Annotated in this window: 21 protein-coding genes; 11 read left to right on the top strand and 10 right to left on the bottom strand. The window is 45.8% G+C overall.

The genetic code is table 11. The features are described from left to right. Positions 1–192 precede the first annotated feature (192 nt). Positions 193–795, bottom strand: a complete 603-nt coding sequence (locus tag K0H59_RS10725) for a TetR/AcrR family transcriptional regulator (RefSeq protein ID WP_220055530.1) — start codon at positions 793–795, stop codon at positions 193–195. 509 nt (positions 796–1,304) lie between these two features. On the opposite strand from K0H59_RS10725, the gene K0H59_RS10720 reads away from it, so the two are divergent. The 5 genes from K0H59_RS10720 to K0H59_RS10700 all read left to right on the top strand — a co-directional run bounded on the left by K0H59_RS10720 (position 1,305) and on the right by K0H59_RS10700 (position 6,118). Further along, positions 1,305–2,456 (top strand): NADH-dependent flavin oxidoreductase, encoded by a 1,152-nt coding sequence (locus tag K0H59_RS10720; protein ID WP_220055529.1) that lies wholly within the window; start codon positions 1,305–1,307, stop codon positions 2,454–2,456. Positions 2,457–2,504: 48 nt separating this feature from the next. Further along, complete coding sequence (locus tag K0H59_RS10715; RefSeq protein WP_220055528.1) at positions 2,505–3,419, top strand: alpha/beta hydrolase; 915 nt, start codon at positions 2,505–2,507, stop codon at positions 3,417–3,419. A gap of 55 nt (positions 3,420–3,474) precedes the next feature. Continuing rightward, the gene (locus K0H59_RS10710) at positions 3,475–4,407 is read left to right on the top strand and encodes an alpha/beta hydrolase (RefSeq protein WP_220055527.1); all 933 of its coding nucleotides are present in this window, start codon (positions 3,475–3,477) and stop codon (positions 4,405–4,407) included. A gap of 162 nt (positions 4,408–4,569) precedes the next feature. Next, positions 4,570–5,190, top strand: coding sequence for a flavodoxin (locus tag K0H59_RS10705; protein WP_220055526.1), 621 nt, complete (start codon positions 4,570–4,572; stop codon positions 5,188–5,190). 22 nt (positions 5,191–5,212) lie between these two features. Next, entirely contained in the window at positions 5,213–6,118 is a 906-nt protein-coding gene (locus K0H59_RS10700; protein ID WP_220055525.1) for an AraC family transcriptional regulator, read from the top strand. A gap of 42 nt (positions 6,119–6,160) precedes the next feature. Here the strand turns inward: K0H59_RS10700 and K0H59_RS10695 are convergent, their stop codons facing one another. The 4 genes from K0H59_RS10695 to K0H59_RS10680 all read right to left on the bottom strand — a co-directional run bounded on the left by K0H59_RS10695 (position 6,161) and on the right by K0H59_RS10680 (position 9,592). Beyond that, positions 6,161–7,210 carry an NAD(P)-dependent alcohol dehydrogenase gene (locus tag K0H59_RS10695; RefSeq protein ID WP_220055524.1) on the bottom strand — a complete coding sequence of 350 codons (1,050 nt, stop codon included), beginning with the start codon at positions 7,208–7,210 and terminating at the stop codon, positions 6,161–6,163. Between the two features lie 31 nt (positions 7,211–7,241). Further along, positions 7,242–7,907: an NAD-dependent epimerase/dehydratase family protein gene (locus K0H59_RS10690; RefSeq protein ID WP_220055523.1), complete on the bottom strand. Its 666-nt coding sequence runs from the start codon at positions 7,905–7,907 to the stop codon at positions 7,242–7,244. Between the two features lie 28 nt (positions 7,908–7,935). Further along, on the bottom strand, positions 7,936–8,571 hold the full coding sequence (locus tag K0H59_RS10685) for an SDR family oxidoreductase (protein ID WP_220055522.1): 636 nt from the start codon (positions 8,569–8,571) through the stop codon (positions 7,936–7,938). A 97-nt stretch (positions 8,572–8,668) separates the two neighbouring features. Continuing rightward, positions 8,669–9,592, bottom strand: a complete 924-nt coding sequence (locus K0H59_RS10680; RefSeq protein WP_258405910.1) for an alpha/beta hydrolase — start codon at positions 9,590–9,592, stop codon at positions 8,669–8,671. Positions 9,593–9,728: 136 nt separating this feature from the next. Between K0H59_RS10680 and K0H59_RS10675 the strand changes: the two genes are divergently transcribed. Beyond that, positions 9,729–10,646: a LysR family transcriptional regulator gene (locus K0H59_RS10675; protein ID WP_220055521.1), complete on the top strand. Its 918-nt coding sequence runs from the start codon at positions 9,729–9,731 to the stop codon at positions 10,644–10,646. A gap of 72 nt (positions 10,647–10,718) precedes the next feature. Here K0H59_RS10675 and K0H59_RS10670 read toward each other — a convergent pair whose 3' ends face one another. Beyond that, a complete protein-coding gene (locus K0H59_RS10670; protein ID WP_220055520.1) occupies positions 10,719–11,594 on the bottom strand; it encodes an HlyD family secretion protein in 876 nt (291 codons plus the stop codon). Next, entirely contained in the window at positions 11,591–11,821 is a 231-nt protein-coding gene (locus K0H59_RS21375) for a DUF1656 domain-containing protein (RefSeq protein WP_220055519.1), read from the bottom strand. Before K0H59_RS21375 ends, K0H59_RS10670 begins: the two co-directional genes overlap by 4 nt. A 515-nt stretch (positions 11,822–12,336) precedes the next feature. Here K0H59_RS21375 and K0H59_RS10660 point away from each other — a divergent pair. After that, positions 12,337–13,968: a methyl-accepting chemotaxis protein gene (locus K0H59_RS10660; RefSeq protein WP_220055518.1), complete on the top strand. Its 1,632-nt coding sequence runs from the start codon at positions 12,337–12,339 to the stop codon at positions 13,966–13,968. 228 nt (positions 13,969–14,196) lie between these two features. Here K0H59_RS10660 and K0H59_RS10655 read toward each other — a convergent pair whose 3' ends face one another. From K0H59_RS10655 to K0H59_RS10645, 3 genes are read right to left on the bottom strand one after another with little or no spacing between them, the layout of a single operon-like run. Next, positions 14,197–15,675, bottom strand: a complete 1,479-nt coding sequence (locus tag K0H59_RS10655) for a sigma-54 dependent transcriptional regulator (protein WP_220055517.1) — start codon at positions 15,673–15,675, stop codon at positions 14,197–14,199. Between the two features lie 8 nt (positions 15,676–15,683). Next, positions 15,684–19,043, bottom strand: a complete 3,360-nt coding sequence (locus tag K0H59_RS10650) for a PAS domain S-box protein (protein WP_220055516.1) — start codon at positions 19,041–19,043, stop codon at positions 15,684–15,686. A gap of 1 nt (position 19,044) precedes the next feature. Further along, a complete protein-coding gene (locus K0H59_RS10645) occupies positions 19,045–19,947 on the bottom strand; it encodes a phosphate/phosphite/phosphonate ABC transporter substrate-binding protein (protein WP_220055515.1) in 903 nt (300 codons plus the stop codon). Between the two features lie 309 nt (positions 19,948–20,256). Between K0H59_RS10645 and K0H59_RS10640 the strand changes: the two genes are divergently transcribed. The 4 genes from K0H59_RS10640 (at position 20,257) to K0H59_RS10625 (ending at position 23,757) form a co-directional block, all read left to right on the top strand. Beyond that, entirely contained in the window at positions 20,257–21,492 is a 1,236-nt protein-coding gene (locus K0H59_RS10640) for a PP2C family protein-serine/threonine phosphatase (protein WP_220055514.1), read from the top strand. Beyond that, the gene (locus K0H59_RS10635) at positions 21,489–21,884 is read left to right on the top strand and encodes an ATP-binding protein (RefSeq protein WP_220055513.1); all 396 of its coding nucleotides are present in this window, start codon (positions 21,489–21,491) and stop codon (positions 21,882–21,884) included. The genes K0H59_RS10640 and K0H59_RS10635 overlap by 4 nt, the downstream gene beginning before the upstream one ends. A 225-nt stretch (positions 21,885–22,109) precedes the next feature. Next, a complete protein-coding gene (locus K0H59_RS10630; protein ID WP_220055512.1) occupies positions 22,110–22,451 on the top strand; it encodes an STAS domain-containing protein in 342 nt (113 codons plus the stop codon). A 37-nt stretch (positions 22,452–22,488) separates the two neighbouring features. Beyond that, on the top strand, positions 22,489–23,757 hold the full coding sequence (locus tag K0H59_RS10625; RefSeq protein WP_220055511.1) for a polysaccharide biosynthesis/export family protein: 1,269 nt from the start codon (positions 22,489–22,491) through the stop codon (positions 23,755–23,757). The last annotated feature ends 34 nt before the right edge of the window (positions 23,758–23,791 follow it).

Genomic DNA, 23,791 nt, shown 5'->3' with positions numbered 1-23,791 from the left:
TCTAACGGTGATAACCAGATTGGAGAATGCGCAAACTAATGAGTTTAAAAACGCGAAAAGCGACTTAGATTTGAATGTGACTGTATATACAGCACTTATGTGAAACGATGTTCCCGAATCTCTGTTTATCAATGCTTAGCGGCCACTAACCATCCAGATATACCTCCAGATTTAATCAGAGCGACTCAAACTTTACTTAAACGAAGTAAATGCCTGTAACGCAACGATAGCAACCTTATGAAGTTGCATAGCGCACGCACCATTTGTTGCTTGGATTGATAGTCCTTGAACGACTGTTAGAATAAAAGCAGCTAAAGCTTCCGGATCAGTATCGTTGTCTAAATCACCCGAGGTAACAGCTTCTTGAAATCGCACAACTAAGCGCGAATATCCCATTTGACGCCGCGCTATCAATTCATTTTTGACGCTTTGGCCACTATCACTGCAAGCTAAAGCACTTTGCACCATCATACAACCTTTGGGGTTGTGTGGATTTCCATATTCAGCGGCTGCTCCGAGCAAAATTCGTTCAGCAACTTTGTAGGCGGTCGGCTCGTTTAATGATGGATAAAAAAAGCCACCAACCTGGCTTTCGTACAGTTCTACCGCTTTTAAGAATAATTGCTCTTTATTGCCAAAAGTAGAATAGATGCTGGGTCTGTTTATTCCCATTGCGTTGGTTAAATCAGGCAAGGATGTCCCTTCATATCCCTTGTTCCAAAAAACGTTAAGCGCCTTTTGCAATGCATCGTCGATATCAAACTCGCGTGGACGCCCTACCGTATTAGAACTCATAAAATTGCAACTCCAAACAAAAGACTGCCGACCCAATTACATAGAAGACCCAATCAATATATACCGATGGGTACAGTAATTAAAGTCATCAAGAGTCATTTATTAATTACATATCACTCTATGTAAATCTCCCAAAGCATGCCCAGCTGAAATCCACTCAGTAGACATGCAATTAATTGTATTGATTAGAACCTAACTACACCAATTTTTAGATTTGTTGCCCAGGCGAGACTAAGAGAACTGAAATCTATAAAAGAAGCGCGTAAAAAGCCATGCAGTCGTTAAATTGTGTCAAATTCTCCGAAATGCCTAACGGGCAAGATATACTAGCTATTATTTGATTTTAAAAATTTTTATATAAAACCACCTTTAGAGTGGTAAATTTTTACCGCTCTAACCTCCCCTTCAAACTCATCATTTCAGGCAATAAGCGCGTCATTTTAGGCAAGGATTGTCAGTCGGTGAACTCTATACTTTTAACCAAGTTGAGTTAACCAAGAGCGCAAAAAATGGCATCCCAATTTCCAACACTGTTTAAACCGTTTCAGTTCAAGAATGGCAGCATTCTGCGTAATACAACCGTGATGGCCCCGATGACGACCTGGTCAGCGAATCTTGATGGCACAGTTTCAGATGAAGAAATTGCTTATTACCGCCGTCGTTCAAACGGTGTGGGGATGGTCATCACAGGGTGTACCCATGTCACACCCAATGGCGTCGGGTTTTATAACGAGTTCGCGGCGTTTGATGACAAATTCACACTAAGCTTAAAAGCATTAGCCGATGCGATCAAAAGTGGCGGAGCGAAAGCTGTCTTACAAGTTTTCCACGCAGGCAATAAAGCCGTACCCGAGCTGGTAGAAGGTGGTGTCGTTAGCTCAAGTAATGCCATGGCAACACCTGGTCCTTTTAACGGTTCGGATATCGCGCCACGTGAGCTTACCCCAAGCGAGATTAATGAGATTGTCACCGCATTTGGTCAGGTCACTCTACGCGCAATTGAAGCAGGCTTTGATGGTATTGAACTGCATGGAGCACATGGCTTTTTAATTCAAAATTTTCTGTCACCAAGATTCAACCTACGTATAGACCAATGGGGTGGTTCTCTTGAGAAACGAATGGCCTTCCCTTTAGCGGTCGTGTCGGAAGTCAAAAGGGTTGCTAAAGCGTTAGCCCCGACAGATTTCATCATTGGTTATCGATTCTCGTCGGAAGAGGCTGATATTGACGGCCTTAAGATTGAAGACACACTGGCACTGATTGATGAACTGCAAAGCTTGGAAGTGGATTACATCCATGCATCGCTAGCAGATGTGGTTAATTCAAAAGTCATGTACTCAGCTAATCATGAGTTAACCATAGAGCGGATTGTAAGCCATCTTCAGAATCGGATCCCATTGATTGTCGCAGGCCGAATTGACACACCAGAAGTTGCAGAACAAGCCTTGAATATGGGGGCGACTCTCGCAGCCATAGGTAAAAGCTTAGTCATCAATCCTAACTGGGTTGAACTGGTACAACAGGACAATTTACAGGAGATGGATTTCACTATCGCTCTGCACGACGTAGCACAAAAAACAATCCCAATGGGATTATGGAAAATTATTGAGTCAACGACAGGTTGGTTCCCTGTGAACACTGCAACCAACCTAAACGAATAACCACAACACTCTATATTTACGATGAATTTCAAACTGGAGATCACTCTCATGAACAAAGTCACATTCCCTAACACTAACGGTCTGAACATCACTATGTCTGGTTTAATTCATTTCCCAGCAGGATTTGATGAAACTAAAACCTATCCGGCTGTCGTCGTTTCTCATCCAGGCGGTGGTGTTAAAGAACAAACCGCAGGCACCTATGCTCGAAAGCTGGCTGAAAAAGGCTTTATTGCATTGGCATATGACGCATCTTACCAGGGCGAAAGTGGTGGTGAGCCTCGTCAACTAGAGAATCCACATGTACGTACCGAAGACGTCAGTGCGGCAATTGATTATTTGGTTACCCTTCCCTATGTCGATAACAATCGCATTGGCGCCATGGGGATCTGTGCTGGTGCTGGTTACACCGCTAACGCCGCAATCAATGACCGTCGTATTAAAGCGGTCGGTACTGTCAGCATGGTGAACATTGGTCAAATGTTCCGTAACGGCTGGGAAAATAACGTTAAAGACAGTGACGCTATTCCTTACTTACAAGCAGGCTCAGATTCAAGGACATCGGATGCGAGTGGTAACCCAACGGCGACGATGCCGATGGCACCTCTGAAAGAGGAAGACGCGCCTAACGAAGAGCTACGCCAAGCTTGGGAATACTATCACACTGACCGCGCCGCTTACTGTACCGCGCCAGGATTTGGTACAGCAAGAAGCTTAACGCAAATCATTAGTTATGATGCGTTCTTCAAAGCGGAAGCATTCTTAACCCAACCTTTATTAACCGTGGTGGGTAGCGTAGCAGGCAGTAAATGGATGAGTGACGACCTGATGGCTCGAGCTGCGAGCCAAGATAAACAAATGTATATCGTTGAAGGTGCAAACCACATGGACTTGTACGATGGCGAAGCAGAAATTGCAGAAGCTATCAGTGTGTTGTACCCATTCTTTAAACGTACGCTGTAATTATGAATGGATGCTAGGAGTGTAACCTAGCATCCTCCTTAAAGAGGTAACTTCCATGAAAAAAGTTAATTTTCGAAACGCGGATATGAGTTGGGATATGTCAGCGCTTATCCTGTTTCCATCAAATTTTGATGAGAGCCAAAAGTACCCTACGATTATCAGCGTTCACCCATTCGGTAGCTGTAAAGAACAAACATCGAGTGCCACTTACGGTAAAGCATTAGCAGAGGCGGGGTATATTGTTATCGCCTATGACGCTAGCTTCCAAGGCGAGTCTGGCGGTATGCCCCGCTATGTTGAAGACCCAACTCAGCGTGTGGAAGATGTCAGTCGTGTGATTGATTATGCCGTAACCCTTCCCAATGTGGATGCAGAACGAATCGGTGGTATCGGCATATGTGGTGGCGGTGGTTATATCATCGGTGCTGCTTTAACCGAAAAACGTATTAGAGCTGTCGTCGGCATTACGCCAGTCAATATCGGTCGCTTATTCCGAGAAGGATTCAGTCAGTACAATCCCATCGGCGCATTAGAGGCCATGGCGGCACAACGCACTGCCGAGGCCCAAGGTGCACAATTGATGGTGAATGAACTTTTACCACCAAGCCTTGAGTTTGCAAAAGAAAATGGTCTGACTGAGCGTGATGTCTATGAAGCTACAGACTATTACAAAACACCAAGGGGCCAACAACCTGGTGGAGCTACCAGAATGCTGTTTTCCCATGCTCAGAAAACCCTATCATGGGATGCTTTCTCCTTTGCGGAAACATTGATGACTCAACCCGTTATGGCTGTCATCGGTCAAAAGGTGGGCGCATTCGGTGCCTACAGCGATGGACGTGAAATCTATGGCCGTTCGGTTGCTTCTAAAGATAGACAGTTAGTCGAGTTGGCCGATTGGTCCCACTATGACCTATATGACAAATCGGAACCTGTAGGCCTTGCCATGGAACGCATTTTACCATTCTTCAAAGACTATTTACGTTAATTAAGACGGATTAGCGCCAGTAAATCACTGGCGCTGGTTTTCCTACCTCTTGGTTTTGATAATGTTGGACTTAGGGAAGGATGCAGCTTTTGAGATGCAAGATTATACCGATGGTCCCTACCGCCGTTTTAAGTTCAAACGCTTAACTCGTAAGGAATACAGATGATTAAATGGCTTTTTCTTTCGTCGTTTTTGATTGCGATGTGCTTGTTTACGTTTGCATTTGTGGTGACACGAATTGAGAATTTTCAACATGCTCAGAATAGCGAGCAAATGACTGATAATGCTGCTCATCCATTAAAGCCAAAAACGGCGGTCATCTATTTTTCAAGATCGGGAAACACAGGTGTATTAGCACAACACATTGCCCAGTCAGAACAAGCAGACCTGTTTGAAATCGATGCTGAAGATTATGCCTTAGGTATTCCAGGGTGGATGAGTGCCCTAAAAGATGCGCGAAATAATGTTGCTAGAATATCCCCGACTAAGATAAATCTTAACGGGTACGACAAAGTGTATTTGGGCGCCCCCATCTGGTTATATAGTCCTGCGCCACCGATTTGGCAGTTTGTTCAACATGCTGATTTAACAGAAAAAGATGTCATACTCTACAACTCATTTAACAGTAAGTTCGAACAGCGTTTTATCGATGATTTTGGTCTTTTAGTACAAGCGAAAGGGGCGAAGTCATTTGCGCATCAGTATATAAAACGTGGCAGAATGGGCTCACAAATTACGACAGAGCAAATGTTGGCTGACTTCGACAGTCAGCAACCTAAGTAACTAAAAATGTAGATATTAGTCTATGAATACCAATCAATATATTGAGACATTGCGTGACAGTGTGCTTAAGCACTGCAAACGAGAAGGTGATCATGCCACAGCATTGCCCGAACTCACACTGCATAACCGCAATGCACCCACCGAACCGCTGCATTGTATTTATACCCTGAGTTTGGCCGTCACCATACAAGGTGCTAAACAGATTTCCTATGAGGGCAATATTCTACCCTGCTCTGCGGGTCAGTCGATGTTAACGACCGTGGATTTGCCGGTAATTTCCCATGTGACGCACGCAAGCCGGCACAACCCGTTCGTCGCGTTAGTGTTGAAATTGGATTATACGATGCTGCTTCAGACGGCATCTGAATTAAATCTTGATAAGCCTGTCCGCGATATCAAGTATCAACCGATTTCGATTCATGATCTTGATGCAGGATTAACGGATGCGCTTAAAAGGCTCATTGAGTTGCAATCGGATAACCAATTCGCGAAGAGTCTCATTCCACTCGTTGAGAAAGAAATCATTGTTCGATTACTACAAGGGCCCCATGGGTTACAACTACGCCACTTAGCATCATCGGGGGTACCGAGCAGCCAAATATTAAAAGTGGTGACCTGGCTTAAGCATAACTTTGCTCAAACCGTTGAAATGGATGAATTAGCTGAAAAAGCACACATGAGTGGTACAACATTCAGACAGCATTTTAAAACGCTGACAGGAACAAGCCCACTGCAATACCTAAAGACCTTGCGTCTCCAAGAAGCTAGAGACCAAATGCTAATGAATGGACTTGATGCGACGCAGGCAAGCTCAATGGTGGGATACGAAAGTGCAACGCAGTTTAGCCGTGAATATAGTCGTTTGTTTGGGTTGCCGCCGCAAAAGGACATACAAAGGCTGCGTAAACAACAATTACCGATAAGATAAAAAGCAGGCTAGTTTATCTAGCCTGCTTTTTTAAATGAGATGTTACTTCAAAGACTGCATATCAATGACAAAACGATATTTTACATCTGACTTCAGGAGCCGCTCAAAAGCACCATTAATCTCCTGGATATCGATTAGTTCAATATCAGCAACGACATTATTAGCCCCACAAAAATCTAGCATTTCTTGAGTTTCTGCTAAACCGCCTATCAAAGAGCCAGTTAAGCTTTTGCCCCTGGCAATTAAAGGCACCGTTTCTACCCTTGGCTCGAGCGCGCCAAAATACCCAACTAAAACCAGTGCTCCATCAGGTGCAAGGGCATTGATATACGGATTTACATCGTGATTGTAAGGAATGGTATCAATGATTAAATCGAATGTTCCTCTGACAGACCGCATTTGTGATTCCGATGTCGAGATGACAACATTATCTGCACCTAGGGCATAGGCATCATCTTCTTTACCTTTAGAGCGACTAAATAAGGTCACTTCTGCCCCCATTGCTTTAGCAATCTTGATCCCCATATGCCCCAAACCACCTAGGCCAATCACTGCAACTTTTTTACCTGAAGTGACATTCCAGCGGCGAAGTGGAGAGAATACGGTTATTCCTGCGCACAGTAAGGGAGCTGAACTAGCCAAATCGAGATTTTCTGGAATGTGAAGTACGAAGTTTTGCGAAACGATGATCTTTTCGGAATAACCACCATAGGTAGGACTGCCATCATGACGATCTTTACTTGCGTATGTCGGGACAAAATTGTCACAGTATTGTTCTTGATGATGGTTACATGAAAAGCATTCTCGACATGAGTCGACTAGGCATCCTACACCCACTGTCTGCCCTAGTTTAAATCGAGTCACTTTGCCGCCGACTTTTGTTACTCGCCCAATAATTTCATGTTCTGGTACCATGGGATATTCTTCTTTACCCCAATCGCTTCTGACGTGATGAATGTCTGTATGGCAAATACCACAATAGAGAATGTCAATTTCCACATCATCTTCACGTAAATCACGTCGATTAAAAGTGAAAGGAACTAATGGAGTATCAGATGAATGCGCTGCATAGCCTTTCACTACTGTGCCCATGGTGAACATCTCCTTAAATATTGGTTATCCATCACTTTGCAATTGCGTTAATTTGAGCATTTTCGATCACAGCCGAAGCTGCATTCTTGCGTAACAAGTTAAAAATTGCCCGTCCCATTTTTTCTGTATCGGTGATCATGCTCGGAAATAGCCCTTGCACCATTTGCATTGCCCAACCCGTATATCGGTAAAGTAATCTGTAAACCGTTGTTTTCGACTGCTCACCATTTTTGGGGATAATCAGAGCAGGTCTGAGTAGGTACACGGCTTTAAACCCAATACCTAACAGACTATTTTCAGTTTTGCCTTTAATCCTTGCCCAAGCAACTTTGCCACTTTCGGTTGAATCGGTGCCCTTGCCTGAAATATACACAAAAGCCATTTCAGGATTAGCTTTATGGAAAGCTTCAGCGACAGTTAAAGGAAGCGTTTGATTGAGCTGAATGTATTCCTCTTCTGATCGATCTCCGCTAGATGTCCCTAAGCAGAATAAGCAAGCATCATATTCAGCGATGATTTCCATGACATCCTGATAGTCATACAAATTATTAAGCACGATGCTTTCTAATTTTGGATGCGTCAGTTTTAAAGCACTTCGACCAATGGTGAGCACTTTTTCAACATCTGTAGCAAGTAGACTCTCTCTTAAAACAGCGCTACCAACCATGCCCGATGCACCAAAAAGAATAACTTTCATATAAACCTTACCTATTTGATTCACGTCATTAATCAATAATGGGCATATCGCCATCACTATTGGGTTTGTTAACGCCAAGATTGCTTCTAGACCAGTTCTGCGGAGAATCAATAATTTGAGTAATTAATGCTGCGACACTTTTACGTGATACGACAGTCCCTTTAAAAGGCTCATCACGCTGTGTCACTTCATAATCAACTTCGTCATGATCTGTCAGCCAGGCCGCTCTTAAAATCGTGTAATCAAGTTCTGATGCTTCAATGGCATCTGCTGCATCACGGTAAGGTCCCAGATATTCCCCTATCTCACGCTCGTTCCATTCACCAAATTTCCCTGGCACTTCATTGTAGATCCCAAGCGAATTGACGAAAATGAGTCGATTGACGTTCGCGTTTTGCATTGCCGCAACAATGTTTTTAGCTTGAGCATCCAACTCTCCGGCCAAGTTGGCGTAGACGATGTCCTGCCCTTTCACTAATTCATGAATCAACTTTCGATTCAGTACATCACCAATGACTAACTGCGCATTGCTTGGTAATTCAACATTCAATTTGCTTGGATCTCGAACCAACAGTGTTTGCTGCACATCTTGGCTATCTGCGAGCATGTCGACTACCCACTGGGCTATCTGCCCATTGGCACCCAAAATCAATACTTTTTTCATACGATGTTCCTAGCTTGTTTGAGATTCAACCGATATCACAACCAATAAAAATGGTGACTTGAAAAGAGTGCCACGACTGCGGCACTCATGCTTTGGGTTAAAGGTTTGCTTGATAGAATGGGATCAACTTATCTAAAGCCATGCCAACGGGCTCTGGTTTGTCATATAAGTCGTAGTGGGACCAACCTTGAATTTCAACCAATTCTTTCTTCTTAGACGCAGCACGACCAATAATCTCACAACCATCACGGTAAGCACCGAAGGCACCGACTTTATCACCCACGACAACCATCAAGGGTTGAGTGAGTAACACCTCTGCTAAATGAAATGCATCCCAACCTACCGCAACAGCTTGGTGAGAAAACAATGAACGGTTTACCCCATTTGGTTTACGGCCACGATCTGAACGGTAGTATTCAGTTGCACCGAAAAGATCGGTTTCAATTAAACCTAAACGTTGCGCTTCTTCAGGCGATGGTGGGAGTAAGTCATCGACTCGACGTGCTTCACCACGAACTTCTGCAGTACGTTGTGCTGACATGGCTTCCATAGCGCTGATAGGGTCGAAACCACTGAATGCTTCACGCATTAATCGTCCATAATTTGCGCCAGTAACAGTGCCAATGGCTTTGATACGACGTTCAGTCATCGCAGCGTTAATCGCATAACCACCGCCACCGCAAATCCCGAGTACCCCGATGCGATGTTCATCAACATAAGGGAGCGTTACCAGATAGTCGACCACGACTCGGAAGTCTTCAACTCGTTGGGTTGGATCTTCAATATAACGAGGTTCACCACCGCTGGCGCCTTGATAACTCGCATCAAAAGCAATGACCACAAAACCTGCTTTCGCTAGCGCAGCACCGTAAACCTCACCAGAGGTTTGTTCTTTGCAGCTACCGATAGGGTGAGCACTGATAATGGCAGGATATTTATTGCCTTCTGTGAAGCTTGGTGGATAGTAAATATCCGCTGCAATATCCCAGAATTTGTTTTTGATCATTACGCTTTTCATCATCACTATCCTCAATAGATTTCACTTAACAAGCAACATGTGCCCTCACAAGTTGAGTTAAATATAGCCCCCTTATTTGGATTGATAAACAGCCCAATAACAACTACAGTGTTAAGTAAAATTTTACAATTGGTGTACTATGGATCCGACTCTTTTACCCGCATTAATGTGGTTTGTTCGAATTGCTCAAATAAAAAGTTTTACTAAAGTCGCCAAGGAATATGGGGTTACAAGAGCTGCCTTGTCCCAAAGTTTAAAGACGTTAGAGCAGAAACTTGGCGTTCAGTTGCTATTTAGAACCACCCGAGACATGTCACTGACTGAAGAAGGTCAATTATTGTTTGATTCTGTATTCCCTGCATTAGGGGACATAGATCGTGCACTCAGAAACATTGGTCAAGCCCATGATGAACCCTCAGGGTTGCTTAGGATCAATACTTCTCGGGTGGCGGCTAAATATCTGCTAGAACCTTATATGCCTGAATTTCTTGCTCAGTATCCTGAGCTTAAAATTGAACTGGTGATGGACGACGGTTTAGCAAACATCATTGCAGAAGGATGTGACGCTGGAATTCGACTCGGAGAATCATTGACAGAACACGTGGTCGCGATTCCCATTACGCCCATGCTAGAAATGGCTGTCGTTGCCTCTCCCCGCTATTTTGCAATAAATGGCAAACCCACTACACCATTGGAACTTTCTGGTCACAATTGTTTAGGCTTTAGAAACTCTTCAAGCCATTCGCTATACCACTGGGAGTTTACCTCCCCCAACGCTGATGGTCGTCAAATAAATTTTCAGCCCAATGGAAGACTCATTACCAATGATGATGAGGGCATGATAAGGGCGGCATTGAACGATCTTGGGTTAATTCAACATATGGATTTTGCAGTCAAAAGCCATGTTGAAAAAGGAGATTTGGTGCGGGTACTTGACGACTGGTGTCCTCCATTCAGTGGCTTTTTTCTATATGTGCCTTCTCGAGAAAATATGTCGGCAAAAACCCGAGTATTTATCGACTTCTTGAAGGAGAAAAGAGCGCAATGGAAAAAATAAAACCGCCCATCTGAACGCTTATCAGCACACAAAGCCTAGCCTTTTAGAACTAGGCTTCGCTCAATCGCAGAGTTATTCAATTTCTTCTAGAGTTACGGAAACGGTTCTTCCAGCAATGAGATTGACTCCTGGTTGAACCGTATCGATCTTAATCCGTACAGGTATGCGCTGCGCTAGACGGATCCAACTAAAGGTAGGATTAACATTTGCGAGCATTGTACCTGAAGAGGTCGTGAGTTCACTGTCGTTAATTCCCGCTGATAACCCTTCGACATGACCATAAATAGGCTGTGTTTCACCCATGACAGAAATTGTAGCCTTGGCACCATTACGGATACGGCTAAGTTTAGTCTCCTCGAAATACCCTAAGACATAAAAGCTTTTTTGGTCAATTAATGCCATTACTGGTGTGCCCGTGGAAGCGTAGGAACCTGGCCTTAGTGAAAAGTTGGTCACGACCCCATCGACAGGCGAAAAGACATCTGCACTGTTAAGGTTAATCTGCGCTAACTCTAGCTCTGCATTAGCACTTTCAAGATTGGCCTGCGCCAATAAAACAGCATCACGTTTGTCATCTCGTTGTTGTGCTGAAACCAGATCATTGAGTTTGGAGTAACGTTTGTATTCTCTCTCTGCGGTTTGCAAGGTAGCTTGGGATAACTTTAGGTTGGCTTGCGCTTGTGTAACATCATTCAAGAATCGAGTTTTATCCAAGCTAAACAATAACTCACCTGTTTTCACAAGCTGATTATCATGTACATGGATGGTTTCAATGCGTCCAGAAACATCGGTGGCCAATTGCACTATCTCAGCGCGTATTTTGCCATCACGCGTTTGTGGTGAAAAATGGTAATAACCATAAAGTTCCCATACCACAAATGTAGAAATGACGACCATTGATATGGTACTCAATATATTGAAACTAAATATAAAAATTTGTTTATTCATGATAGTACGTTACTTATTACTGTCATCATCCTTGCAAAGACATGAAAAATGAGTCCAGTTAGTGAAATGAACATGGCGGTAACAAAAATAGGCCTTTGGGCAAAAAGCTGATAAGCACCTATCTTTAACAATAATGTTGAAATTAATATCCTTAAGAAAAAAGCACATATCATGCAAATCAGTAATGGAGATACATAAATCCCAAATAGCTCTACCTCGTTAATCATAAACAGGACTCCAATGTGGGACTGTTGGGAATAAAGCAATCCGCAAACCCGTTAATAGGTGTTGGGCCGCGGCATCGGTAACATTGAGATTACTATCGATAAGACGTAATAACTTATCATGTCCTGAGCGTTGAAAACGCCCTGCTCATATCACTTCATTGCATTAGAGCTCAAGTCGATTGCCCCCGACTCTCTAAAGAACTAGAACAATCCCAACGTTATCGGACCTACCTAAGGAAGAAGTCGAGTTACTCATTAAAACCGACCACGAAATTTTGCGAAAAATCCGGAGTTCATAAGACTATTGAACATGATTGAAACCGAAAGCATTGACAGGAAGTGACTATCAATACCGCTGCATGAGCAAACAAGCAAGTCACTAGTGCAATTCAAATATTCATTGTGTGGACATAGCGAAAGTGAAGACTCTGACTTATATATCTATGGAAGGAAAAATACCTACATTAGGCTTCTTTTAACTGAATTTTAGCATAGTCATCATTGCTGGGGTTTACATGCGTAATCTAAAGATCAGTCACCTATTACTTGGCGCTTTTGCGATTCCAATTATTGCAATTCTAGGGTTAACCATGATGGCAATGAGCAAAATGCAGGTCATCAATGATCAGTCTACCGTCATATCCAATGACTGGTTGCCAGCCGTGCGGGTCATCGAGCGACTCAACGGTCAAACCGCAGATCTTAGGGTATTAGAATCCCGGCATATTCTCTCGCTGGATGAAGGACAGATGCGAGATACCGAGCGTGAACTGGAGAAAACCAAAGCGCAAATCGATGACTCTATCCGCACCTATGAGCAACTGATCAGCGGCAATGAAGAGCGAAATATCTTCAATGATTTTCAGCGCTTATATAAGGAATATCTGATCGTTCACCAGAAGCTGCTTATACTGTCACGGGCAAATAAAAACGAAGATGCTAAGCAATTGCTGCTGACGGAATCACTCGAGGCGTATAACGAATACTCGGATTTATTGCTGAAATTATCAGACCTGAATTACAAAGGCGCGCAGGACGCAAGCAACTATGGCGATGTGATTTACGATGAATCGATCAAAATAATGTTATTCATTTTGGTTATAGTGTCATTGCTGGTGTTAGTGACGTCGACGGCTATTTCAAAATTTATTATTACATCGATTAAAACCGTGCAGAGTTTTATGGCGAAATTGGCTAATGGCGATCTTTCCGAGCGCATTGCCGATATTGGCAACAATGAATTGGGTATTTTGGCCCAGGGTTGTAATGAGACTGCCGATAAAATCTCTGAAATGACCGAGCAATTAATTACCGTTGCCGACAATACCGCGACTTCGGCCGAAATACTCGCCTCGACCATGAATCAAGTTGAGCATAATTCCCAGCAAATGTTGGTGCAGGTAGAACAAATCGCGACGGCGCTCAATGAAATGTCCAGTACGGCACTGGAAGTGAGTAAAAATGCGACCGAGGCGGAAACCAGTGCCGGTGAGGCGATGGGCAATGTCTCTGAAGGCAATAAATCCCTCGGCGAGTCCGATAATATTTCAGTCAAAATCGGGGCGGCGATCCGAGATTCAGGCGCCATAGTGAATCAGTTGAAAGACTATTCTATCGAAATTGGCTCAGTTATTGACGTGATTACCAGTATTTCCGAACAAACCAACCTACTGGCACTTAATGCGGCGATTGAAGCGGCAAGGGCCGGAGAAGCGGGTCGCGGTTTTGCCGTTGTTGCCGATGAGGTTCGCTCTCTTGCGGCTAAAACTCAGCAATCCACCATTGATATTCAAGAAATTATTTCAAAATTACAGTCACAGGCGGAAAAAGCCGACCATTATATGAAGGCCAATACCAGTTTGCTGGATGAGTCACAATTGGTATCGGAAAAAGTCCGTAGTGCTTTCCAGGGGATTTCAGCCTCCGTCAATGCGATTTCCAATGTTAATACCGTGGTTGCCACGGCATCGAGCGAACAATCCAGCGTGACCGAAGATATTTCCAGAAATATCTCATCGACGGTTGAAATGGTCGATCAAAACGTGGTTGGGATCGGCAATGCCAGCAAGGCTTGCCATGATGTGTTATCTGAAGCGGGTAAACAAAAACAGCTACTTGCTTTCTTCAAAACCAAGCGCAGTTATTGATTAGAGAATAGATTTATTCAGGTGTCGATTGTGAGTTAAAGCGAACTACTGAACGTTAGCACACTTGAGATTTAGCGTACCTAGGTTATTGGAGCCTAGGCTGCGCAACAAAAGAGGATAAACACCTAACCGCAGACACTGTTGACGTTCAATGTGAAAGCACATTGTTTAGCTATCTGTTGAAGCTCTTGTTAACGCAAGTGTCTGCGGCTCAAAGCGGAGCAATTATTAGCTTGAACGTTCCGCTTGTTCTTCCCATGTCATACGTTTGCGATAAATGGTCGATGGGCTAATGTCCAGCAGTGCGGCCGCTTTAGGGACATTACCATCGCACAGGGCAATCGCCCCTTCTATCGTTTGCTTCTCGGTTAACCAAAGCGGTTGGATCCGCTGTTGCTCAGCAGTTTGTGTATGCGCCTCTTGCGTAGACTCTGCCGATAATTCGCGGCTCGCCACTTGAACGGGTGTATCAATGTCCAGTTTTGTCGTTTCGACCTGCATCTTGGTCTGCAGCTGAACTTTTGTTTGAGGCTGTGCTAGCGGCTTTAGCGGTACGGGGAACATACTTGGCTCGACATGGCTTGCGTCATTGAGTACCACAATCTGACGGATCACGTTCTGTAGTTGCCTTACATTGCCTGGCCAATCATAGGCTTGTAGCATGGCTGCAGCTTGTGGATTAAAGTCGATAAACTTTTTACCTTCTTCTTTGCTATAGGTTTTTAATAATTGTTTGGCCAACAAGAGCACGTCATTCCCACGTGCGCGCAGGGGCGGCAGTTCAATAGGAATAACATGCAGGCGATAAAACAAATCCTCACGGAAATGCCCAAGTTTGACTTCTTCCCAGGGCTCGCGATTGGTCGCACTGATAAAACGAATATCCACATGCTCTTCTTTAGAGCCGCCCACCCGTTGAAAGGTCCCCGTTTGGATAAACCGCAGTAATTTGCTCTGTAGTTCTAAATCCATTTCGCAGATTTCGTCGAGGAACAAGGTGCCGCCGTCGGCTCGGGTCGCGGCGCCATCCCGATTGTTATGGGCGCCGGTGAATGCTCCTTTGCAGTGGCCAAAAATTTCGCTTTCAATCAGTTCTTTCGGGATTGATGCGCAGTTTAAGGCGATAAAGGGTTTGTCGGCGCGATTGCCGACTTGGTGAATGGCTTGGGCACACACTTCTTTACCCGTACCACTCTCCCCCATAATAAAAACCGATGCCTTACTGTTGGCGACACAATCAATGGTTTTGTACACGCTCTGCATCGCCAGCGAATCGCCGATAAACCCTTGGTAATGACCCTTCGGCAAGCTGTTTTCATACTGAGTCACAAGCTCGAGTAATTGCTTTTGTTTAAGGGCATTACGCACCGTTATTGATAGTCGCTTGGCATCGAAGGGTTTAACTAAAAAATCGAACGCCCCTGAGCGCATCGCATCGATGGCAATGTCGATGCTGCCGTGGGCGGTGATCATAATGGTGCTGATATGGGGATGACTGTGCTGCACTTGCTTGAGGATATCGAGCCCCGACATATCCGGCAGCTTAATATCGAGAATTAACAGATCGGGCTGCCAGTTCGATAATTCCTTTAGGGCATCCGCGCCGTAATGCACATGGGTTACATTAATGTCCTCCGCGCGCAAATACTCCGTATAGAGCGCACCGAGTGACATACTGTCTTCAACCAATAATGCTGAATAATTCATAGCTATCCCTATTGAATAAATCGTTCCGTTAATAGGCTGTGAGTCTGTTTTCCGAGGACATCAATCTGTGCCATCAGCTCGGGAATGGCACCGAGTTGTTGCTGACGGGCACAGGCTTCTAATTTCTGAGCTAGTAAGAACAGCGCCGTCGCCCCAAAACTGCCTGAACTGCTTTTTAGAGTGTGCGCTTGATCTTCAATCTCGTCCACTTGCGTCGATTCGAGTTCGCTTAACTGATTGAGCCGCTGCGCCAATTCATCGCAGAAGATCGCCATCATGTTCGATAGACTCGCTTTACCTAAGGTATGTTCAAGCTCCGCAAGGAGCGGCTCATCGAGTAAACTCGCTGTATTTTCCGCGGGTTTCGGTGAGTTTTGTAAGCTGACAACGGCATTGGGCAACCATTTTTGAATGGCATGCAGTAAGGTCTTTTGTTTGACGGGCTTAGCGATAAAGTCCTTCATCCCGACTTGATAGCAATGCTCTATCTCTTCTTTCATCACATTGGCCGACATCGCCAGAATAACTTGCTCAGGGTGATTTTGCAGGATGACTTCCGTGGCCTCGAGTCCATCCATCTCGGGCATACGTACATCCATCAAGACGAGATCGAAGGGCTTTTCGGCGACCAACTTAACCGCTTCAAGCCCGTTGCAGGCATAAGTGATATCAAACCCCGCCTTGGTGAGCATGGTTCCGGCAATAATTTGGTTCGCGGGACTGTCTTCGGCGAGGAGGATATGGCCTTGGAATTTCTCTTGGGCCACATATTCCTCTTCAAACTCATTCGCCAGCGCATCTTTACTCAAGAGTGCTAACTGCATGGCGCGGCTTAGGGGCTTATTGACGACTTGATCTAACCCTAAAGTAGCGAGCGAATGGGTTATTTCGGTGCTCATACCCGATACCAAGGCCACCATAGAACCATCGGCGGTTAAATGCGCTTGCCTTAAGCGATTGACATTCTGTTCGTTTACATCCAAAAAGAAGCTTTCGTCGAGCAAAATCAGGTTGAATTGACCTTTTATTTTTTTCGTCCGTTTGATTGATGACCAGTCCATGACTTCAACCGTCTCTACTCCGTATTGCGAATATTGTTTCGAGACGAGCGATAGCCAAGTTGCATCATGGTGGGCAAGCAGAACCCGAGAATGGGCGGGGAAATAATGACTATGGCAAAAATTCCCCTCAAGCAATTGCAAAGACACATAAAAAGTAAAGCGACTGCCCTGACCAAGTTCACTTTGCAGCTCAATCGTGCCGCCCATCATAGTGATAAGCTCGCTACAGATGGCCAAACCTAGGCCTGTACCCTTGTAGTTTGTGTTATGGGTATCGTGTACTTGGCTAAATTCTTTGAATAGTTTGCTTTGCGCCTCCGCAGAAATACCAATACCTGAATCTGTGACACGGCAGTAGAGTTGCACCTCGGTTTGGTGATTGTCTGGGATCCACATTTCCACAGTGATGGTGCCGGATGCAGTAAACTTAATCGCATTATCGACGAGATTATGCAGCACTTGGCGTAAACGCTGCTGATCGCCAACCACGGTTCTTGGCACATTTCGATTCACAAAACTGACCAGCTCTAACCCCTTTTCGAAGGCTTTGGGCTCAAGAATTTGCAGCACTTGAGCGACCAGTTTATCTGGCTCAAACTCATGGGACTCTAGCACCATCTGCCCGGCTTCAATCTTCGAAAAGTCCAAGATATCGTTAATCGTATGCAGCAAAGCACTGCCCGCCTCCCGCGCGATATTGGCATGAATGCGTTGGTCTTTACTTAAGGATGAGTCGAGTAACAATTCCACCCCGCCTAAAATCGCGTTCAGTGGTGAGCGGATCTCATGGCTCATGGTGGCTAAGAAACGCGACTTCACTTTACTGCCCTGCTCGGCTTGTTCTTTTGCCTGCTGCAGTTTTTGCTCGTTGGCTTTGCGCTCAGAAATATCCCGCAAAAATGCCGTAAACAGCACTTCATCCCCGAGTTGGATCGGCACCACCTCAAGCTCGATGGGAATTAGATTGCCCGCCTTACAGCGCGCAAGTAATTCGACCCGTTTATTGAGAATATGGCCTTTCCCCGTTTTCCGATAACGCGCCATCCCCTGTTGGTGCCCATGATGTTTGTCTTCGGGGATAATTAAATCCTCCAATAAGGCGCCGACAGCTTCCTCGCGGCTATAACCAAACAGTCTGGTGGCCGCGAGGTTAAATTCAATGACTTTGCCCGACATATCGATGGTTATTAAGCAATCTTGGCTCGCCGCTAAGGTAGCAAGCAGCACTGACTCGGTTTTCGCCGCGGCGATTTCTTTGCGTTTCGCTTCGGATAAGTCTTTGACTAAACCGATAAACATCGCCCGATTATCGATGCTCATTTGGGACACGGATAAGGCGATGGGAAATAGCTGGCCGTCCTTACGTTGCGCCGTTAACTCGCGGCTGGTGCCGATGATTTTGGCAACATGGGTCGTAAAGTACTGCTGAATGTAGCCATCGTGCAGCGGCCTTTGGTCGAACGGCATAAAAATCGATACATTCTGGCCAATCAGTTCATTATGGGCATAACCAAAGAGTCGACTGACGGCGGGGTTGATGTCGGTAATGATGCCGAATTCATTGATGATCACAAAGCCATCGACCGCCGACTCAAGAATGGTGTTGAGGCGGATATTTGCCGCCTCTAATGCCTTAGTCCTAGCATCGACTTTATCGACCATATTGTTAAAGGCGCGGGTCATCTGGGCGATTTCATCCTTGCCTTTGACAGGCACCCTCACCCCAATCTCGCCCGCGAGAATGCGTTTCGAAGCACTGGTTAGCTGAGTTAAGTTACGGGTGAGGTAATGCCCAAGCAGCAATGAAAACAAGGCCACCAGCAGCATTTCAACCCCAGCGATTGAGAGGATCTGTTGTGTCACAGTATTAACCAGATTATCAAGGCTCTGGGTCTCAAACCCCATGTTCACTTTGCCGAACAGATAGCCATTGACTTCAATGGGATATTCGAGATCGAAGATCCCATCTTTGACTTGATCCAGATGTTTATCCGCTTGATGCGAAACCTGAATGTATTTATCGGCGCCGCCATAGGCCAAAATGCGGCTCTGATCTGAAACCGTTACATATAAGACTTCACTGTGGCTTAACAGCTCTTGAATTAACGAATGTAATGTCGCCAGATCGTTACTGATCACCGCATCCTGCGCCGACACAGAGAACAGCGTTAATGTGGTTTCGGCCCGTTTTTCAATTTGTGACTGATTAGACAACTTAAGGTAGTTAATGCTGGTATACACCAGCAAAAACAGTAATAAACCTTCGATTAAGGCGATCCCTAAAATTGTTTTCAGTCTAAACGACACACTATTTCTCCCCGAGCGGTTTGGTTAAGGAGCCGAGTTTGAGCGAGCGGACATCATCCCAATCCTGATCTTCTGCCGCAGTAAACGCTGAAAAATCCACCGATTCTAATAAGGTTTTGCCCTGCGCAGTCGTCGAGAGTGCCATTAACCGCTCGAGTAACATTTGACGCTGCGCCGCCGATACTCGTGGATGCGTTGCAATAGCATGAGGCGTATAGGTCGGCGTTTGCCACAATACCGTTAATTGCTGTTTTTGTGCCTCACTCAAATTATTAAAGGTGCGCTGTACACCGCCCCCCGCATCGACAAGCCCTTGCAGTACGGCTAAATATACTGAGTCATGGGAGCCTACATATTTTACCTGCACATTAAGATTGGCTTGCTGTAGATGTGCCCGAGGTAGCACACTGGCTGCAAATGCGGCGGGCGCCGGAAAAGCCAAGGTTTTTCCCTCTAATTGGGCTAACGATTTGATGGGAGAATCCTTGCGCACCACAAGCAACCCTTTGAGCTTTTTATCCTTTTCACGCGCTAAGGCCAAATAACCCGGGCTGTCATGAAACACCACATAGTGATAGGGATTCATGTAGGCAATATCGTACTCCCCTGCCTTGAGCCGCCGCTCAAAGGTGGGAATGTCGGGTGCCGTTGCAAATTGCAATTGATAATTTGCATTTTCGGATAAGGCGGCGAGGATCGGTGGCCACAGCTTTGCGAGTTGAGTGGCCGACTGCTGGGGTACTACGCCAAAAATCAGCGTCGGTTTAGGGGGAACAGGGGGATTGGTATCCTGCGCATAAGTCGGCGATACCCAAGCCATTACTATGATTATCAGATAGATAAGCTGCCATTTTATGGCATTATTAGGCGCTGCCTTGGCGCACAATCTGGAAAACTGAGCCATGCTAAATGTCCTTTTTTCAATGATATGCATTCTACATACAGGGCATAAAACACTTTGCCCCTATGCTGCATCAGCAACCCCTGTGCCATAAAAAATACCATCAATAAAAACAATCACCTTGGAGAACATTTCGCCTGAGATAAACTCACTATGGATGAGGGTTTTGCATTTTGCAACAAGATGGCAAAAATCAGTCTTAAGCCTGCGCTTTTCGGCGATCCTTTGCAGTATCAACCTCAATTAGTTGGCTTTTTTTAAATGGGCATAGCTCTTGCTATTCGAGAATATTCCCTTTGCAGGAGTCAGACTATGCCGCTCTCTTCGCTCACATCGATTCAAGCCGTTACTTTGTCTGTGCTGGTCGTGGAAGACACAGATTGCGAGCGCTTTTATATCACTCACCTGCTAAGACAGTTTGGTTGGTTGGTGGAGAGTCGCAGTAACGGTAAGGCTGCGCTGGATTACTTGCAGCAGAATGAAGTGCATATTTTAGTCAGCGATTGGCGCATGCCTGAGATGAGCGGCATCGAACTGTGCCAAATCGTTAAAAATAATCATCTGCCGCCCTTTGTGATCCTGCTGACGGCTAATAATCAGACTGCCGATATAGTGTTAGGTATTGAAGCGGGCGCCGATGACTTTATCTGTAAGCCTTTTCTACCGGAACTGTTAAAGGTTAGGATGTTAGCCGCGATGCGTATCGTGCAGCTGCAACATAACTTGAGCCGTAACAATCAACTGCTACAGCAAGGGCTTGCGAAAGAATCCGCTTTGCTCAGCACCATAAAACAGGATTTGTTTTCTGCCGCTAAGGTGCAGCGAGAATTACTGCCCCGCAGTAAAACCTTGCCAAGGGGCTGGCAGTTACACCATGAGTTTCAGCCCGCGAGTTATCTTGCTGGCGATCTCTATCAATGTTTCGATCTTGGCGACGATCAGCTCGGGTTTTATCTGATTGATGCCGCGGGTCATGGAGTCGCCGCCGCGCTGCAGAGTGTCAGCCTTGCCCAACGTCTGTCGATGGAACGTACCGATTGGTGCGGGTTATCGCCCCAAGAGATAGTGAATCAGGTTAATCGCGAGCTAAGCGATCCTGACAATACTGGTCGCTTTGTGACTCTGTTACTCGGCAAGATCAATACGCTGACGGGTGAACTAAGGCTGTGTAGCGCCGGCCATCCCGCGCCGTTACTGCTCACCGAGACTGGCTGCGAGCCCTTGCCCCTCGACACTGAGTTACCGCTTGGGATCCATGGCGCCGTGCAGTATCAAGATCAGCTAGTCACCCTCTTACCTGGCAGTCGCTTGTTGTTATTTTCCGATGGTACCTATGAGTGCCAACACCCCAAGTTCGGTTTTTTCGGCCAAGCGCGTTTGCAAACCCTGTGCTCGAAAGCCAACAGCTTGAGCGATGAAGCCTTGCTGCATCATTTGAGCCATGCCTTGCAACTCTGGCAAGGTGGCACAACTCAAGATGATATTTCGATGATGTTAATTACCTACCCGTCAGCCAACTATGCCAATGCGGCTTTGGAGGCATTATGAACAGCTTGCAGTTTAACCTCACCCATGAGCAATGGAGTCAACAGCCTTTTTGCTCTGAATTAGAGCAGTTTATGCTGATGCAAAATGTACATGAGCGCCAACGATTTAAAGTCATTACCTGCATACTCGAGGCGGTCAGTAATGTGATAAATCACACCGAAGATTCCCGTGAGCCCATCGTATTGATTGTTCACTGTAATCATGACCGGATTATCGTCGATTTACTGGACCGCTCGCCCGTGGTGCCTAAGGTTTCCTTCGACCAATGTCCTGACCAACTGAGCGAGCATGGCAGAGGCTTATGGATCATGTATAACTGGATGGATGCGGTGCGGTTTCAGACCACAGTGCTCGGTTCACATCTGAGGTTAACCTTACTGCGTCATCACTAAAGATCATTTCCATCATACCTAGCGGCGGGAATTTCCACCGCTAGGTTTCGTTTCATGTTCGTAGCGCTTTCCAATTGCAAATTGCAATGCATTTTCAAACCTAGCTCTATCCTTAATACCTTTGCCAAGTTAACTGATTGAATTTATTAATTATAAATATTGGCCTGATAAATGCCTATATGTTACTGCGGTTTCAATATTAACTGGCAGCCAGAGGTGATTATCATGAAATTCTTCCCACTCGAAAAATACAACGCGAGCCTAGTGATATTTCCCACAGAGATGATGATGGCCAATACGCCCACTCACAGGGCCGCGCTATTACGCCATATGGAGCAGAACACTAACCGCCTAATCATCAATCTTGAACAAGTGAAATACATCGACTCTAGCGGCTTGTCGGTATTGATCTCCGCTCTTAAACGGGCACAGCAGCATGATGGTGAAATATTGCTTTTGTCTCCTTCGGCCCATGTGCGCGCCCTGATTGAACTGACACGCTTACACCAGATTTTCAGCATCTATGAAAATCAAGATGCAGCCATCGCGCACTTTAGTTGCCACTAGCGCATCGTACAGGGTTTAGCTAAGAGGGAGTGATATTATGGAAAGGTTAACACTCAGCCATTTGGGCCATATCGCAGGTAAATGCCATTTATCCTTGCCACAAGTGGCTATCGGCGCCGCTATCTGCTTGTTAACGGCTTGCGTCACTCCCCTACGCACGACTCAGGATCAACTCTGTCAGCAACAGGCCGGAGAATATTGTCACTACTTCGGTCCGCAAACTTCGTATCTGCGTCAAGCAGATCAACAGTTGTTAACGGCGCAGGCTGAGAACGTCAGTCTTAATCCAAGTGAAGTTCAAAGCATTAGCGCCACATTCAGCGATACGGCCGTCCTCGATGCACAGCTCTCCGTTGGTGATAAATTGCGTGTGGGGATCCTTAATGGCGAGGATTTCAGTGCCGATGTGGAGATTGATGCCAACGGCCAAATCTATCTGCCCTATTTACCGCCGATTAATGCGCAAGGTTTAACAATCGCCACCCTCAAGCAGCGTATAAGCCAAACCTTAGTCAGCGAGCAATTAATGCAAGCCAGCAGCGTGCGGGTTAATATCAGTCCCATCGCCTGGGCGCCGGTTGAAATCACAGTATTGGGCTCGGTATTTGAACCGGGGCAGCACTTTATCAACCAAAAGTCCGATACCGAGATTAAGGATGATGACAAGAGCCATAGCGGCGATCAGGCAAGCGATCGCACCATAGCCGCCGCCCTTCGCGCCTCCGGAGGGGTGAGACCCGACGCAGAAATCCGTCAAGTACGAGTGATCCGCGGCCAACAGCATTTTTTACTGGATTTATCCGGCGTGATCAGCGGCACCCAAGTGCCACGTTTCCTCTTAAGTGCTGGCGATCAAATCTTTGTCCCAAGTTCTCGGCATTTTGAGGACAAACTCGTGCGTCCCTCGCAAATCACCGCACCTGGGATCCGCGTGTTTATTTCCAACTTAACCCAACCCGCGAGCAGTAACTCGCAATCGGCGGTAGATACCGAAGCGACACGTTTTCCCTACGGCACACGTTTACTCACTGGCGCGATAGCGGCTAACTGTGTCGGCGGTGCCCAAAGCACCAACGCCAGTCGTCATGTGTTGCTAGTGACCCGCAATCCGCTTTCAGACCAAACCGATATCGTCGAGCGCTCACTCGACAGCTTAATCCGTGATTCTTGGCAGCCACAAATGAACCCGGTATTGCTCCCTGGAGATGGTATCGCCTGCTATGACTCTGGCGTGACCAATGTGCGTGAGATTGCGCGCAGTCTAACCGACTTATTGGTGCCCGCAAGTTTACTCGGTTTGCTGTAGCTCGGAACAAGCGCTTGGGTGGCAGGTGACGCCA

Origin of the sequence: Shewanella sp. FJAT-51649 (assembly GCF_019457435.1) — a bacterium.
Classification (GTDB): domain Bacteria; phylum Pseudomonadota; class Gammaproteobacteria; order Enterobacterales; family Shewanellaceae; genus Shewanella; species Shewanella mangrovisoli.
The sequence above is the reverse complement of the archived record's forward strand: the minus strand, read 5'-3'. Positions and strand labels throughout refer to the sequence as shown.

Coding starts and splice junctions, on each gene's coding strand:
- K0H59_RS10705 (WP_220055526.1), top strand. CDS start 4,570: ATGATTAAATGGCTTTTTCTTTCGTCGTTTTTGATTGCGATGTGCTTG.
- K0H59_RS10640 (WP_220055514.1), top strand. CDS start 20,257: ATGCCGCTCTCTTCGCTCACATCGATTCAAGCCGTTACTTTGTCTGTG.
- K0H59_RS10700 (WP_220055525.1), top strand. CDS start 5,213: ATGAATACCAATCAATATATTGAGACATTGCGTGACAGTGTGCTTAAG.
- K0H59_RS10695 (WP_220055524.1), bottom strand. CDS start 7,210: ATGGGCACAGTAGTGAAAGGCTATGCAGCGCATTCATCTGATACTCCA.
- K0H59_RS10710 (WP_220055527.1), top strand. CDS start 3,475: ATGAAAAAAGTTAATTTTCGAAACGCGGATATGAGTTGGGATATGTCA.
- K0H59_RS10645 (WP_220055515.1), bottom strand. CDS start 19,947: ATGGCTCAGTTTTCCAGATTGTGCGCCAAGGCAGCGCCTAATAATGCC.
- K0H59_RS10625 (WP_220055511.1), top strand. CDS start 22,489: ATGGAAAGGTTAACACTCAGCCATTTGGGCCATATCGCAGGTAAATGC.
- K0H59_RS10655 (WP_220055517.1), bottom strand. CDS start 15,675: ATGAATTATTCAGCATTATTGGTTGAAGACAGTATGTCACTCGGTGCG.
- K0H59_RS10680 (WP_258405910.1), bottom strand. CDS start 9,592: ATGATGAAAAGCGTAATGATCAAAAACAAATTCTGGGATATTGCAGCG.
- K0H59_RS10685 (WP_220055522.1), bottom strand. CDS start 8,571: ATGAAAAAAGTATTGATTTTGGGTGCCAATGGGCAGATAGCCCAGTGG.
- K0H59_RS10660 (WP_220055518.1), top strand. CDS start 12,337: ATGCGTAATCTAAAGATCAGTCACCTATTACTTGGCGCTTTTGCGATT.
- K0H59_RS10630 (WP_220055512.1), top strand. CDS start 22,110: ATGAAATTCTTCCCACTCGAAAAATACAACGCGAGCCTAGTGATATTT.
- K0H59_RS21375 (WP_220055519.1), bottom strand. CDS start 11,821: ATGATTAACGAGGTAGAGCTATTTGGGATTTATGTATCTCCATTACTG.
- K0H59_RS10690 (WP_220055523.1), bottom strand. CDS start 7,907: ATGAAAGTTATTCTTTTTGGTGCATCGGGCATGGTTGGTAGCGCTGTT.
- K0H59_RS10675 (WP_220055521.1), top strand. CDS start 9,729: ATGGATCCGACTCTTTTACCCGCATTAATGTGGTTTGTTCGAATTGCT.
- K0H59_RS10670 (WP_220055520.1), bottom strand. CDS start 11,594: ATGAATAAACAAATTTTTATATTTAGTTTCAATATATTGAGTACCATA.
- K0H59_RS10720 (WP_220055529.1), top strand. CDS start 1,305: ATGGCATCCCAATTTCCAACACTGTTTAAACCGTTTCAGTTCAAGAAT.
- K0H59_RS10725 (WP_220055530.1), bottom strand. CDS start 795: ATGAGTTCTAATACGGTAGGGCGTCCACGCGAGTTTGATATCGACGAT.
- K0H59_RS10715 (WP_220055528.1), top strand. CDS start 2,505: ATGAACAAAGTCACATTCCCTAACACTAACGGTCTGAACATCACTATG.
- K0H59_RS10635 (WP_220055513.1), top strand. CDS start 21,489: ATGAACAGCTTGCAGTTTAACCTCACCCATGAGCAATGGAGTCAACAG.